Annotated in this window: 15 protein-coding genes; 9 read left to right on the top strand and 6 right to left on the bottom strand. The window is 46.2% G+C overall.

Annotated elements, in window-relative coordinates:
* Nucleotides 1–171: 171 nt before the first annotated feature.
* From IQ263_RS19745 to IQ263_RS19760, 4 genes are all read right to left on the bottom strand, one after another.
* The gene (locus IQ263_RS19745) at nucleotides 172–477 is read right to left on the bottom strand and encodes a (2Fe-2S) ferredoxin domain-containing protein (RefSeq protein ID WP_194069526.1); all 306 of its coding nucleotides are present in this window, start codon (nucleotides 475–477) and stop codon (nucleotides 172–174) included.
* A 277-nt stretch (nucleotides 478–754) separates the two neighbouring features.
* Nucleotides 755–1,729, bottom strand: coding sequence for a cysteine synthase A (locus tag IQ263_RS19750; RefSeq protein ID WP_194069528.1), 975 nt, complete (start codon nucleotides 1,727–1,729; stop codon nucleotides 755–757).
* A 60-nt stretch (nucleotides 1,730–1,789) separates the two neighbouring features.
* On the bottom strand, nucleotides 1,790–2,371 hold the full coding sequence (locus tag IQ263_RS19755; RefSeq protein WP_194069530.1) for a Uma2 family endonuclease: 582 nt from the start codon (nucleotides 2,369–2,371) through the stop codon (nucleotides 1,790–1,792).
* 129 nt (nucleotides 2,372–2,500) lie between these two features.
* Nucleotides 2,501–3,139, bottom strand: a complete 639-nt coding sequence (locus tag IQ263_RS19760) for a peroxiredoxin (RefSeq protein WP_194069532.1) — start codon at nucleotides 3,137–3,139, stop codon at nucleotides 2,501–2,503.
* Between the two features lie 161 nt (nucleotides 3,140–3,300).
* Here IQ263_RS19760 and IQ263_RS19765 point away from each other — a divergent pair, with 161 nt between their 5' ends.
* The 5 genes from IQ263_RS19765 to IQ263_RS29455 all read left to right on the top strand — a co-directional run bounded on the left by IQ263_RS19765 (nucleotide 3,301) and on the right by IQ263_RS29455 (nucleotide 6,632).
* Nucleotides 3,301–3,576, top strand: coding sequence for a hypothetical protein (locus tag IQ263_RS19765; RefSeq protein ID WP_194069534.1), 276 nt, complete (start codon nucleotides 3,301–3,303; stop codon nucleotides 3,574–3,576).
* A gap of 94 nt (nucleotides 3,577–3,670) precedes the next feature.
* On the top strand, nucleotides 3,671–4,033 hold the full coding sequence (locus IQ263_RS19770) for a cupin domain-containing protein (protein WP_194069536.1): 363 nt from the start codon (nucleotides 3,671–3,673) through the stop codon (nucleotides 4,031–4,033).
* Between the two features lie 532 nt (nucleotides 4,034–4,565).
* A complete protein-coding gene (locus IQ263_RS19775; RefSeq protein WP_194069538.1) occupies nucleotides 4,566–5,450 on the top strand; it encodes a ChaN family lipoprotein in 885 nt (294 codons plus the stop codon).
* A 37-nt stretch (nucleotides 5,451–5,487) separates the two neighbouring features.
* Nucleotides 5,488–6,069: an NADPH-dependent FMN reductase gene (locus tag IQ263_RS19780; RefSeq protein WP_194069539.1), complete on the top strand. Its 582-nt coding sequence runs from the start codon at nucleotides 5,488–5,490 to the stop codon at nucleotides 6,067–6,069.
* Nucleotides 6,070–6,497: 428 nt separating this feature from the next.
* Entirely contained in the window at nucleotides 6,498–6,632 is a 135-nt protein-coding gene (locus tag IQ263_RS29455) for a hypothetical protein (RefSeq protein WP_255515909.1), read from the top strand.
* Between the two features lie 203 nt (nucleotides 6,633–6,835).
* On the opposite strand, the gene IQ263_RS19785 is transcribed toward IQ263_RS29455, so the two are convergent.
* Together IQ263_RS19785 and IQ263_RS19790 are read right to left on the bottom strand one after the other, a co-directional pair.
* On the bottom strand, nucleotides 6,836–7,669 hold the full coding sequence (locus IQ263_RS19785) for an inositol monophosphatase family protein (RefSeq protein WP_194069541.1): 834 nt from the start codon (nucleotides 7,667–7,669) through the stop codon (nucleotides 6,836–6,838).
* Nucleotides 7,670–7,817: 148 nt separating this feature from the next.
* A complete protein-coding gene (locus tag IQ263_RS19790; protein ID WP_194069571.1) occupies nucleotides 7,818–9,251 on the bottom strand; it encodes a BCD family MFS transporter in 1,434 nt (477 codons plus the stop codon).
* Between the two features lie 144 nt (nucleotides 9,252–9,395).
* On the opposite strand from IQ263_RS19790, the gene IQ263_RS19795 reads away from it, so the two are divergent.
* The 4 genes from IQ263_RS19795 (at nucleotide 9,396) to IQ263_RS19810 (ending at nucleotide 14,698) form a co-directional block, all read left to right on the top strand.
* Nucleotides 9,396–10,340, top strand: coding sequence for an aldo/keto reductase (locus IQ263_RS19795; protein ID WP_194069573.1), 945 nt, complete (start codon nucleotides 9,396–9,398; stop codon nucleotides 10,338–10,340).
* A gap of 350 nt (nucleotides 10,341–10,690) precedes the next feature.
* Nucleotides 10,691–11,218, top strand: a complete 528-nt coding sequence (locus IQ263_RS19800; protein ID WP_228050206.1) for a methyltransferase family protein — start codon at nucleotides 10,691–10,693, stop codon at nucleotides 11,216–11,218.
* Nucleotides 11,219–11,281: 63 nt separating this feature from the next.
* Nucleotides 11,282–12,727: a hypothetical protein gene (locus IQ263_RS19805; RefSeq protein WP_194069543.1), complete on the top strand. Its 1,446-nt coding sequence runs from the start codon at nucleotides 11,282–11,284 to the stop codon at nucleotides 12,725–12,727.
* A gap of 387 nt (nucleotides 12,728–13,114) precedes the next feature.
* Nucleotides 13,115–14,698 carry a chloride channel protein gene (locus tag IQ263_RS19810; RefSeq protein ID WP_194069545.1) on the top strand — a complete coding sequence of 528 codons (1,584 nt, stop codon included), beginning with the start codon at nucleotides 13,115–13,117 and terminating at the stop codon, nucleotides 14,696–14,698.
* The last annotated feature ends 59 nt before the right edge of the window (nucleotides 14,699–14,757 follow it).

The raw sequence follows: 14,757 nt of genomic DNA on the forward strand, positions 1-14,757 counted from the left end.
GCATAGGGCATGGGGCATGGGGCATACCTCACCACGCTTGATAACCGCTATATCTAGTCCCAAGGTTCGATCGTTCGGACTTTAGTCAGCATTCATCAAAGACTAAAGTCCGAACGATCGAACCAATTTTATTGTTTTTAATTAATACATAGCAATTGCTCAAACACCGGGTTAGGGCTGCTGAGAAAGCTCGTGAAACTTGCGATAAAGCATCCTCTCTACCCGCTTTCCTCCCCGCAAATGTTGCTCGGTAATTGCCGCAACTTCCTCAGCAAAAACCCCACTGTACCAAACCTCTTCGGGCAGCACCAACACCATCGGCCCGTTGCCGCACTGTCCCAAACAACTGCTAGCAACAACTTCAACTTCTGAGGGGGACAATTTCTCAAACGCTGCTAGTACCTTTGCTGCACCTTGCTTGCGACAAGTGCGGTTTTGGCAAACAAGAACTCGCCTAGAAGATTCTGTGATTTTCATGTTTTTTTACTTGACATTCGACTACATATATGCTATTTTTTTATCATGGGAATAGGTGCGGCCATATATAACCAAATCTGACGATCGACCTTTTAAGGCTAACCATTGGCTCGCCTAACATGAATTTTTGATAAATCGGTTAACCGCAGATTTCAAGCCGATGCAACACCGATTGACGCGGATAATTTCCCGATACTTTGGGACTTTTACAATCTTGCCCGCGCTACAAGGGTTTTTTCACCCAGATTAATCTCGATACACCTGTGTAATACGGAGGCTAATCTGATGATAAACCTTTTGAGGCCAACCATTGGCGATCGAACAAACGCGACTGATACCTCGCCCCGCCGTCGCAGAGTACCGTAACAATCCTATGTCCAGGGCCCATTTGCTTCGCCAAAGCCACCGCCGCCCCCACATTAATCCCCACAGAACCGCCCATAAACAGCCCTTCTTTCCTCAACAATTGATAAATCACGCGGACAGCTTCAGCATCATCAATTTGGATAGCATCATCTACCGGCGCATTCTCCATATTCCCAGTGATGCGGCTGGTACCAATTCCCTCAGTAATCGAACTACCTTCAGTCTTAATTTCCCCAGTTTTGAAATAACTGTAAAGCCCGCTGCCCATCGGGTCTGCCAAAACAACTTTAATCGCGGGATTTTTTGATTTCAAAAACATTGCTACACCGGCAAAAGTTCCGCCCGTACCCGTCGCAGCCACCCAAGCATCAATTTTGCCCTCGGTTTGTTCCCAAATTTCCGGCCCCGTTGTCTCGAAATGAGCGCGGCGATTGGCTAAATTGTCAAATTGATTTGCCCAAACGGCATTCTCCATTTCCTCCGCCAATCTTCCAGACAATTTAACATAATTATTCGGGTCTTTGTAAGGAACAGCGGGAACAGTCCGAACTTCCGCGCCCAAGGTTTTCAAAGCATCGATTTTTTCTTGGGATTGAGTATCGGGAATCACAATCAAACATTTGTAACCTTTGGCGTTGCAAATGTGTGCTAAACCGATGCCCGTATTGCCTGCAGTGCCTTCTACAACAGTGCCGCCCGGTTTTAACAAGCCTTTTTCTTCGGCATCTTGGATGATGTAAAGTGCGGCCCTATCTTTAACGGAACCGCCGGGATTTAGAAACTCTGCTTTGCCGAGAATTTCGCAACCTGTTTCATCGCTGAAGCTGTTTAACCGAATTAACGGCGTGTTGCCGATAGTGCCTACAAAGCCGCTTTTGATATCCATATTTTTTGCCTGCTGCATTCTATTATTTAGTCTGATAATAAGTTGATATTTATTGCTGTGCTACCAAATTTTGCTCATATTGAGTACGAATCCCGGCAAAACTGGGTCGCCGCTGACTGTCGCGGGATTGTCCAAACATTCCTCTGGCAAATCGGGACGGTAAATGTAAACTCGGCGATTTTTGCGGTCTATTAACCAGCCCAACTGCACTCCTGGTTCTCTCATGTATTCTTGCATTTTTTCTTGCAGCGGCTTGAGATTGTCAGAAGCAGACCTGAGTTCTACTACAAAATCCGGGCAAATAGGTGGGAATTTATCTTGCTGTTCTGGTGACAAAGCATTCCACCGTTCCAGTTTAATCCACGAGGCATCTGGAGACTTGTCACCCATTGAAAGCTTAAATCCCGTACTGGAGTCAAAACAGATACCGGTTCCATCTTGTCGGGTCCAAATATACAACTCTCCAAAGACGCTACCGCTGCGATTTCCTGTTGTTCCACCAGTAGGGGGCATAATTAGCAATTCTCCCGATTTGTTGCGTTCAATGCGTAACTCACTATTGATTTGACAGAACTCGAAAAAATCTTCGTCTGTCATTTGCAATTTGGGCGGTATTCGCAACAGGATTTTTGATGACAGCATTTTGGTTTTCCTGAAATCTAAATCATTACATAAAAATGTTGATTTCTGTGTTTGTAGCGTACACTTTAGTCCTCAAAAATCAGGATTGAGGACTAAAGCCTTAACTACAAACCTGTTTGTAAATCAAACTTATTTATTCGGTTGAGGAGTCATCCGCAAATAAGGTTTGACTGGGGTGTAGCCCTTAGGGAATTTCTCTGCCAACTCCTTCGGGTCGGTAATTGAAGGTATAATTACGCAATCGTCGCCATCTTTCCAATCAACTGGAGTCGCAACGCTGTATTTGTCAGTAAGTTGCAGGGAATCAATTACTCGCAGAATTTCATTAAAATTCCGACCAGTGCTCGCCGGATAAGTAATGCTCAAACGCAGTTTCTTTTCTGGGTCAATTACAAAAACGGTGCGGATTGTTAAGTTGTTGAGGGAGTTGGGATGGATCATGTCGTAAATGTCGGAAACTTTACGATCGCCATCTGCTAAAATCGGATAATTGAGGGTGACGTTTTGAGTTTCCTCGATATCTTTAATCCAACCCATGTGAGAATCTACATCATCGACGCTGAGGGCGATGGTTTTCACGCCACGTTTGTCAAATTCCGACTTGAGACGGGCGACTGCACCGAGTTCGGTGGTGCACACTGGGGTATAGTCTTTCGGGTGTGAAAACAACACCACCCAACTATCGCCGGCCCAGTCGTAGAAATTGATTTCCCCTTTAGACGAGGCTTGGGTAAAGTTGGGAACTGTATCGCCTAATCGCAGTGACATAACTGATTTCCTCTAATTTTATTTAACTACGGTTCTCTATCATCCCATAATTGCCCGGTTTATCGATCGCACTGTAAATGATTCTAAACTTTTTGGTCGATCGCCCGCCGATTCCATTACTGTAATCTATAGCCCGCCTTGTACCGCTAAATTTTCTGGCTATGCTTTACTTTTTGCTTCAGGCAATACGGCCTATTTTAGTTCCGCTGTGTTTTGTCTCCGCTTGGGCTTTAGTTTTTTTGCTGTGTTCGAGTGTCGGGCGCGCTGTCGCCGACTCGGTGCACAGAGCTGGGCGGATGCACCAAATCCCTTGCGCTAACTGCGTATTTTTTACCGGTGACTACCACCTCAAGTGTCCCGTTCAGCCTACCATAGCTTTATCTGAAGATGCGATCGACTGTCCTGATTATCGATCGCATTCGGGAACTTACGGTTAAAAAATCGATCGCCTTTTTAAACATTTCTTAATATTCCTCGCTTTTTCAATTAAACTTAAATTGCGATGGAGAGATTTTCAGGAGTGTGGAAAGAATGCTAATTCAAAAGCTCAATGACTGTGACGAGTTTATGGCTGGCGACGGTACTCAACTGCGAGAATTGCTGCATCCAGACAAACAAGCTGTGGATTTGCGTTACAGTTTAGCCCGCGCCACTTTGCCAGCGGGACAAACTTCGGCGCTGCACTCCCTGACAACTTCTGAAGTTTACTACATCCTCAGCGGCGTTGCGGAAATGCACATCGATGATGAGACTCAATTGGTGCAAGTCGGAGATGCAGTTTACATTCCGCCCAACGCCAAGCAGTTTATTTACAACTGCGGCCAAGAACCGCTAATATTTATTTGTATCGTAGATCCTGCGTGGCGAAAGGAAGACGAGACAATTTTTCAGTAAGTGTCGATAATTCTGTTTTAACAACTTTAACAACAACAGCACCCAGCCATATATACCGAGTGATTTCCTCTTTTTCAACTTTGATTCGGAGCTGCAATAATCCTCGGATTAACTTGCATTTCTCCCTTCTAATTAGTTGAGGAAGTATCAGCTTTGTTGGTGGGTGCTGCTATTGGTTTTTAATGAGACAGATGTGAGATTAAACAGCGTTTTACTCCTTAGATTCTATTGTGAACTTCGCTGTGGTATCTGGATGTGGTATCTGTCAGAGAAGCTTTTTGTTCGCTTCATATTTTTAATTTACCACCTTTTTCAAGAAGCGCAAGTACCTGCAACTAAACTTTACAAAAGAAGTCATTAGTCATCAGTCATTAGTCATTAGGAAGATGGAAGAGGGAAGACAACCCTCTAGGGGCGTAGATAATTGCGGAAAATTGTGAAGTTAAATGAAGCATTGAGCTTTGTGGATGCCCAGGTAAAATCCTAGAGTTCGGCTGTGGTTGCTGCTGCGAGAAACAGGCATAATATTTTTATGAAAACAACCAAACTCATCAAACTGTGTGTTTTATCGCTGAGCATTTTCCTGCTGTGTAGCAATGTGATAGCGACAGCAGAACCGACTGTGAAGCCTCAACCCCAGCAAACTTACACTAACCAAGAGATTCTGCAACAGTTGGTGAAGGCGAAAATTGTGTATCTGGGAGAAACCCACGATAGCGAGGCAGACCACCAAGCTCAACTGAAAATTATTCGAGAAATGCAGCGGCAAAATCGTAAAATTGCGATCGCCCTTGAAATGTTTCAGCGTCCGTTCCAAAGCGCGATCGACAACTACTTAGCTGGTAAACTGACAGAACAGCAATTAATCGAGCAAACAGAGTACGATCGCAGATGGCGATTTCCCTGGGAATATTACGCCCCAATTTTACGGTTTGCCAAAGAAAATCAACTACCTGTGCTCGCCTTAAATACACCCTCGGAAGTCACGAGAAAAGTTGCCAGTCAAGGTTTAGAAAGCCTCACAGCAGAAGACAAAAAATACATTCCGCCAACATCCGAAATTCGCACCGACAACGCCGAATACCGGCAAATGCTGCTAGAAGTTTTCCAACAGCATCAAAAAGCTGGAAAGGGAAATAGTACGGCTTTTGAAAGATTTTTGCAAGCCCAAGTTTTGTGGGATGAAACTATGGCCGAAAGTATAGCTGAATTTGTCAAAGCTAACCCCGACTATCAAGTTGTAGTGTTGGCGGGGAAAGGGCATATTATTTACGGTTACGGCATTCCCAGCCGCGTCGAGAGGCGTTTGGGAGTCGGGAAGGTAAAAACGCGATCCGTTGTATTCAATTCCAGTGAAAATCCTACTTTGTCGGCAGAAAAATCCATTGCTGACTTTGTTTGGCAGCACCAAGAATAGTAAAATTTTACTCGGAAGCAATTATCCCTAAAAATCAATGACAAACAGACCAAAAATACTGGCATTTGCCGGAAGTACCCGCGAAGCATCCTACAACAAACTGCTGGTAAAAGTTGCGGCGGCTGGGGCTAGGGCGGCGGGTGCAGAAGTTACCTATGTAGATTTGCGCGATTTGCCGATGCCGATATTTGATGAAGATTTGGAAGCAAAAGAGGGAATGCCAGAAAATGCCCGGAAGTTGAAGGAATTGATGATAGCGCATCACGGGTTTTTGATAGCTTCCCCTGAGTATAACAGTTCGGTTACGCCTGTGTTGAAAAATGCGATCGACTGGGTATCGCGCCCCGCACCGGGCGAACCGGGATTGGTGGCATTTACTGGCAAAGTAGCGGTAATTATGAGTGCTTCCCCTGGCGGATTTGGCGGTTTGCGGGGATTGGTTCATTTGCGCTCTATCCTGGGGAATATTAGCGTGTTTGTTCTCCCGGATCAGAAAGCAATTCCCAAAGCTTTTGAAGCGTTTAATGATGACGGTACGATGAAAGATGCCCAACAGCAGGAATCTGTGGAAAATCTCGGTGCTAAATTGTCGAATATCCTGTCTAAATTAATCGCCTAAGGCGATAAATTGATTTGGCAGTAGGGACACAACATTGTTGTGTCCCAATCCTAATCTTTGTTATTTTACTTGCTGTATAAACTACGTGCATCTGGGCTATCCCGATCGCGAATCGCGTCCTAAAAATTGCTACAATTATATAGCGGTTATCAAAAAAGTGAGGATAGCCCAATGCCCTATCCCCTATCCTATCCCGGATAGTACCTCATATGAGAGCTTGAAAGGCTATAGTTGATTGCTGGTGATTCTCACCCCAAAATTAACATGACATTCACCGGAAATCCAAACTCAGCACCTGTATTACTGACAACCAAAGAAGCAGCGGTAAGCTGTTGCTCATATAGATTGTGTATGGCGATGGAGGGGGAGAGGGGGAGAGGGGGAGAGGATTTGAGGATTTTTGATTGTCATCAAAATATACAATTTAAATGCAGAACAGCTTAGCCAAAACCAGCAGCCGCGCTTTAGCATCGCACTTAGAAAATCATCCGTCTGACGAATCCCTGAACTCGCAGAAAGATTACCACAAATTTTACCACTACCGCATCACCCGATCGACCTAAAGAAAACCACCCGATCGCACATTGGCAGAAATGCACAAGAGCAAGCATAATTTAACCATCGGTCATCGGTCGGTTATACTTGTTACAAACCGCACGGCAGGCGTGGGAGACTCCTCCGTCACACCTGCCATGCAGTTTTATTTAAAATTGTCCGATTGGGCATCCCTGCACTACGATAAAACAGGTTCGAGGCTACATTAATATCAGCCCATTTTCTTCTTCTTCCAAGCTTCCACAAACGGCAAAAATACCGACACTAACTCCTGCCGGTTCATTACCAAAGTCGGATAAGAAACCCTCCCGTAATTCTTCCCCACTTCCAACGGAAAAATCGCCTGGGACTCCAGCGGCAACCAAACCGCACCCGCAGCCTTCACAATTACCCAACTCCCGGCAATATCCCAAATTTTCGGAGTCGCTTCCACGCCTCCCATAGCCACACCCGAAGCCACCATCAAAAAATTGTAACTAGCCATCCCCAACATCCGAATTTTACTCGGAAGATGAGGCCCAATTCCCACACTGCGAGAACACAAATTAAAAATATGATTTCCGCTCATTTTATCAGGATTAGGGCGAATTGGGCGATCGTTTAAAAACGCACCTTGAGGCATATTTGTCAATACCTCATCTCCCGCCAAATCCTCTGCATAAAAACCATGAAAAGTTTGATTTAACGGCGGCAAATGCACGCAGCCAAAAACCGGAGTTCCGCGATACAATAAACCTAAAGAAATCCCCCAAATTGGAATTCCGCGAGCAAAATTAGTCGTAGCATCCAAAGGATCGACAACCCAACACCATTCAGTATCGGGGAAAACCTGTTCCCCTTCCTCGCTCAAAATCCCGTGGCTGGGAAACGCAATTGCGATCGCATTTCTAATTTCCGCATCCGCCCAATTGTCAGATTGCGTAACCAAAGTGCCATCATCTTTCTCATCCGCTTGTACGCAACCGAAATCTTTCAAAAACTGCTGTCCGATTGTCTTGACAGTAGTTTGAGAAAAAGTCAAAATAGAGTTCCAAAAATCTTGCATTTCACTAAAAATTAACAACTAACGGAGATGGGGAGAGAACTCTCCAATTACCAATTTCCATTCCCAAATGACTGATGACTGATGACTGATGACTACTGACTACTGACTACTGACTACTGACTACTGACTACTGACTACTGACAAAATATCAGTCTAGTTCATTTTCAAGAATAGTGGCGATCGCACTTTTAGCATTATCCTGAAACTCCCGCACATCCACCCTACCCAACAGCCAAACAGCCAGAATCATACCCACCGCCGGCACAGCAAACACTAACCCGTAAGCCAACATCGGCACCCCAAACAAACTCCTGCCAAAATCCAAAATAGCACCGCCACTAACAGTCGCCACACCCCGCGCCATCGCCTGCGACAAACCCCAAGCACCAATAAAAGTCCCCGCCGTTTCTGCAGCAGTCAAATCCAACATCAAACTTAGCGCACCAGTCGTCGTAATTCCTGAAGCTAATCCGAAGCACATTAAAGCCGACTTAAACACAATTGGATTACCAGTAAATCCCGATAAAATAATCAAGCCCAAACAAGCAGCCACCGACAAACAACCCAATCTAATCGTATTTTGCTTGCCGATGCGCGGCACAATTAAAAAACCAGTAGCACTCAAACCAAAAAGCACACCAGTACCGTAAATAGCATTCAACCGCGTAGTTTCCGAAATCGGCATCTTAAAAATTTCCCCGCCGTAAGGTTCCAAAACCGCATCCTGCATAAACAAGCAAATTGTCATAATCAGCAGGAAAGTAAAAAACAAACCGGTTTGACGGCTAGCAGTCAAAATCCGCAGCGCACTTCCCAGGGTAATTTTATCTTCTCGATTCACTGCGCTCGATCGCACCCCGTACCGCGAATACTTTTTCTCAACCCCAAAAGTTGCAACCGCCACCAACAGCAAAACCACCGCCGGCACTTTTACAAACAAACCATTAATCGAAGCCTGCAACACTTCCCGCGGCACATCCCCATCAATTTGCTTCAGCAAACCGCTGCTGACAATCGCCCCGATAATGATACCAACCATCAGCATCGACCATACAACACCAATCAACTTCGATCGGTCTTCCTCATCGGAAACATCCACCAACAAAGCAGCAAAAGGAGTCGAACTCGAACAAATCGCGATACCGTAAACTGCAAAAACCAAACCCAACAAACCCACCCAACCGTAAGTCGGAGTCGTCCATCCCACAGCCTCCAAACTGTCGCCCAAGCACCACATCACCTGCACCGCCAAAAAAGCCGAAATTACAAACAACAGCCCTCCCAGCCACACGTAACCCGTGCGGTGATGCCCGAACAAAGGCTTAGCATCAGACATTTGCCCGAACCACACCCTAGCCGGAGCGACAAACTGGTGCATCGCCAGCGTACCAGCCACCACAGTAGCCGGAATCGCCAACTCCTTAATCATCACGCGATTGAGTACCCCCAGCGTCAAAATCGACATCATGCCCAGCCCCATCTGAAACAAACCCAGCCGGAACATAGTCAGCAAATTAACCCGCTTTGGGGCCACAGTCGCGGAATCTGTTAATCTAGAATCTGGCAAACGGTCGATCGACATAACTATTAAAATAAATACAGCATGACTCATTTATAGTAACTGAGATACAGCCACCTTTCCTCCCAAAGCCCGAAGCTCAAATGCGATTATTCGTATAAATTCATATAAAAATAAAGAGAATCAATAACTGTGGATTTACCAACCGTGACAACCATTACCCTAGGACAAAACGGCCCAGCCGTCATTCCCCTGTGCGTCGGAACTTGGGCTTGGGGCGATAAACTATTTTGGAACTACGGTAGCAACTACGGCGCCACCGAAGTAGAAGCAGCATTCAAAACAGCCCTAGACGCAGGAGTCAACTTTTTCGACACAGCCGAAGTCTACGGTAACGGCTTGTCAGAAGAATTGCTGGGACAGTTTATCAAAAAAACCAGCCAACCCGTCCAAATAGCCACCAAATTCGGCCCCGTACCTTGGCGGATTACCGGAAAATCCGTTTCCGACGCTTTGAGTGCCAGCTTAAAACGCTTGCAAGTAGAACAAATAACCCTCTACCAAGTCCACTGGCCCTTCACTTTTTTACTGAGTCAAGAAAGCCTAATGAACGCCTTAGCAGACGAAGTAAAAAAAGGCAGAATTCAAGCAATAGGAGTCAGCAACTATTCAGCAGAACAAATGCGAGAAGCCCACAAAATACTCGCAGCCAGAGGCGTACCCCTAGCAACAAATCAAGTCCGTTATTCATTGCTGTCGCGGCAAGTAGAAAAACAAAAAATTGTCAGTACCGCCTCGGAATTGGGAGTAACAATTTTAGCTTACAGCCCCTTAGCCCAAGGATTGCTGACAGGTAAATACACCGCCGAAGAACAACCGGCAGGAGCCCGGAAACTGGATTCCCGCTTCAGCAAAACAGGCATCGAAAAAATCGAATTAGTCATGTCCACCCTGCGGAAAATGGGCAAAAAGCGATCTCGCACGCCCGCCCAAGTAGCCCTAAACTGGCTAATAGCCCAAAACGGAGTCATCCCCATTCCCGGCGCCAAAACCGCAAAACAAGCCCAAGAAAATGCAGGCGCATTAGGTTGGACTTTAAGCCAAGATGAAGTCAACCAACTAGAGCTAATGACACGTCCTTGGCTAGAATAAATTTGTTAATTGTTGACTGTTGATTGTTGACTGTTGACTGTTCGCCGTAGGTTGGGTTTTAAGCTGTCGCGCATTTTAATTGCATATTCAGGGCGGGCAGGATGCCCGCCCCACAAGAGTTTTATTATTTGTTGACATACAGTTTAAATGCCGCAACAGCTTACTTCCCTCTTCCTTCTTCCTGATGACATTGGACGGAAAGCAGTTGCCAGTTGTCAGTTGTCAGTTGTCAGTTGTCAGTTGTTACCACCAATAACCAATAACAAACAACCAATAACCAATGACTAATGACTAATGACTAATGACTAATGACTAATGACTAATGACTAATGACTAATGACTAATGACTAATGACTTCAACTATGAAAATTTTAACTGACTGGGGTTTCACCCGCGAAAGCTTGCGTCACAACAGCCGCGGCGAATATTTAGTATTACTGCAAGGAGCATTACTAGCAGGATTTGCCATTTTACCAGTTTATCAAATGCCGGGATTCAAAATTGAATCAACTCAATTAATTTATGTTACCTGGTTTTTCGCAGCTATGCTCGGCTTAGGCGCGCTAATTTTAATCGTCAAAGGATTGATAGACTTAGGAAAAAACCTCACACCTTTACCCTATCCCATAGAAAACGGAGAATTAATCCAAACAGGAATTTACAGCATAGTGCGACATCCGTTATACAGCGGCTTAGTTTTAGCAGCTTTCGGTTGGGCAATTTTTCAAATGAGCCTATCGCACTTAATAGCAACTGCAATTTTACTGATATTTTTTGACATCAAAGCAAATCGTGAAGAAACCTGGTTGAGTGAAAAATATCCCGACTATTCAGAATATCGTCAGCGAGTCAAAAAACTAATTCCGGGCATTTATTAACAGAACCCATCGACCTCTGCGTTAATCCGCTTCAATTTGCTTCAATCTGCGGTAAAAAAAAACATGAACCATCGCAAAAAGTTACACATTAAAATTCTAGCATTAATCCTATTTATAGGCTCGTTTTTAACAACAATTAATGGATGTAGCTTTTTTATTGCAACAAAATCCTTTCAACTTCCCGACTCAGCCAAACAAGAACCCTGGCCAGTACAAACAGGCCTCCGAGTCAACATCCTCCGCGAAAACATCCCAACAGTTAATCGCATAGTTTTAGTACCAGACGAAGCCACATTTTTAGCAGCAATTCAAAAATGGAATCTCAAAGGAAACTGGCCCATTCTCATCGAAGACAAAAAATACGCGCCGATGTTTGTGCAGCGCTTCCAACCCGAAGAAATCATCCGTTTGCCGAGCATCAAACAGCAACTCCCAAAAGGTCAAAAACTCCAACAATTAATGCTCAACAGCGCAGCAGCAGCCTGGGATTCCACGGATACTCAAACCTTAAGAGCCAAATGGACTGAGCTGGGCTGGGAACCTCCAGGAGTAGTAATCACATCAGAAAACGACCCCGCACGTACAGCAGCAGTTGCCTTAGCAGCAGCCCGCGGCGAACCTTTAGTATTTCTCGAAGGTAACTTCGGAAAACCCAACGATAACCTCAATGATACACAGTGGAAAAATCTGCAAGCAGCGGTTACAAAAGCCGTCGAATCCACTGGATATTTTTACTCTCAACTCGGAGATCCGATCGACACAATTACCATTGTACGCCAACTAGCAGTAAAATATCAATCCCCCAAAAACAAAGACGAACAATGGGCTGTTACCGACGGTTTAGGAAGGCATCCCAACGGCGAACGGTGGGCCGCCGCTGGCTGGATTTACGGCTCCGAAGTGCGATCGATATATCAAGCCATGTGTGCCATATTTCTCGACAGCCAAACAGCCATGCTTTATAACAGCTACCCCACAGAAGGGAATTGGGGAAAATATGGAATGGCAGAAGCATCTAACAAACTAAAAAGCATAGGCCTTAACGTAGAATTAGTGCAACAACCAGAAGCTAGCTTGGAAAGGTGGCGGAGTTTAGCAGCAATACCGTGGGCCTTTGACTTAATATTGATGAATTCCAAAGGCTATCCAAAATCATTTCAAGTCGGTAACGGCGACGCGGCAGTTGACGACATACCAAAGCTGCAATTTCCTGCAGCAATCCACATGATTCACAGTTGGTCAGCATCAGCTCCCGATGATGTAAATACCGTTGCTGGTAGGTGGTTACAAAATGGTGCTTACGCCTATATTGGTAGCGTCAACGAACCTTTTTTGGCTGCATTTCTTCCACCTAAAATAATGGTCGATCGCCTAACACGAGGTGCACCCTTTTTAATGGCCGCCCGCCAGCTAGAATCCCCTCCTTGGAAAGTCGCCACCATTGGCGATCCGTTAATGTCGATCGCCAAAGCCAGACCAAGAATCCCGCCGGATAAACAACGGATCTGATGTGGCGCGCGATCGATTTTAGCTTTGAGATTTGTGGTTTTAAGGTAGAATCTCGCATCGCCAATTTTTCAATCGGAATGTTGTATTTCACTGAATTATACGATTGTACAAGTTCATGGATGCGATCGCCCGCTAGCGCCAACACTGTAAATATAGTTAATGAGCATTATCGCCAGAATCTATCTAAGTTTGAATGTAACTGAGAATTCGATCGCGCCCAATTTGCTGACTCTCTGAATCGGTCGTTCCACCCCAGCCACTGGCCGCCAAAATCTACCGTAAAATACGCCTTAATTAAGTTGTCAATTCCCCTAAAATCACTCAAAATGAAAATAAGAAATAAAATGTAATATTTATCTAAATTCTCACAGAAGAATTAACCGTTAAATGACAGCCACCCCTCCTGTGGATCTGCCGCCACCTGAGCCAACCGCAGAAACTCCCGAAGCCTCCCGCCTCAGCCCGTTGTTTAACCGCCTGCACCCCAGCCCCGAAACACTCCTGCTCATCCTCTCCCTAGTCATTGGGGGAGTTACGGGCGCGGGCGTCGTCACCTTTCACTATCTCATCCACTTCATCCACAGCCTGATGCTGGAAGACTTCATGGGGGCGATCGCCTCGAAAGGCCCTTGGACGCTAGCCTGCATTCCCACCCTAGGCGGAGTCATCATCGGGCTGATGCGCTGGCGGTTTCGGGATTTTGGCCCGAATATGTCATCGTTAATTGCAGCCACCCGCGGCCTACAAGAACTCTCCCCCCTCAAACCCATCACCAAAATGGTGGCCGCCTCAGTATCCCTCGGCACCGGCGCATCCCTCGGCCCGGAAGCCCCCAGCGTCGAAATCGGCGCCAACTTCGGAATGCTGCTAGCCCAAGTCTTGCAGCTTTCCCCAGAACGGCAGCGCTTGCTCCTCGGCGCGGGAGCTGCAGCAGGTTTATCGGCCGGGTTTAACTCTCCCATCGCCGGAGTGTTTTTTGCCCTAGAAGTCGTGCTCGGCAGCACCTTCGCCACTTCGTCAGTCAGCGTTGTCTTGCTCTCCGCCGTCGTTTCGGCGCTGATCGCTCAAATTTGTTTGGGAGCTCAGCCGGCCTTTGCTTTGCCTGTCTACGATGTCCGCAGCCCCCTAGAACTGCCACTATACATGGGATTGGGGCTTTTGGCGAGCTGTGTGTCCCTAGCTTATACAGAAGCAATTCAATTGACCGATCGCTGTTTTCAAGGAAAAATCCGAGGATTTGGTTGGCTCGGACGACTGCCCCGCCCGTTTCATCCGATCCTCGGCGGTGCGATTGTCGGTTTAGTCGCCCTGCCATTTCCTCAAGTTTTGGGCGTAGGCTACGAAACAGTTGAAGCCATGCTGCAAGATGTGAAATTTTCCTTGCCTTTGCTGTTGTTGCTGCTATTCGTCAAACTGGCGGTGACAGCAATCAGCCTCGGCAGCGGTTTGGTAGGGGGGATATTCGCTCCGGCGATGTTTTTGGGAGCTTGTCTGGGTTCGGCTTACGGCATCTTTTTGGAAATGTTGCCGGCAATGAGCGATCGAGTTGCAGGCCCTGCTGCCTATGCAATGGTGGGCATGGCCGCGATCCTTGCCGGCAGCGCCAAAGCACCGCTGACAGCCATCCTGTTGATGTTTGAATTAACCCGCGATTACCGCATTGTCTTGCCTTTGATGGCTGCTGTCGGATTGAGCGTTTGGTTGGTGGAGTTTGTCAACCGCCGATCGACTACTCACAGCCTTAACCTGCACCAAATGGGCGTAGATGTTGCTGTCAATTCCCCGATCGCAGCCAGAGAACAGTTGCAGGATTGGGAAGATGCTCTGGGCGATCGGATGGTCACAGAACTAATTTCTTGCCAGCTCCCCATTGACGGCGAACAGAGCAGCGAAGAGTCAGAATTGGCGATCGCTAATGCACATTTACCCGAAGATGTCAAGTCTTTTCCTGAAACAAAATCAGCAGTTTGACTGCTCTCAAATCCGCTACTCCGTCACAAAACTAATAACCAAAAACCTAAATATTACAG

The organism is Tychonema sp. LEGE 06208 (assembly GCF_015207505.1).
Lineage (GTDB): Bacteria > Cyanobacteriota > Cyanobacteriia > Cyanobacteriales > Microcoleaceae > Microcoleus.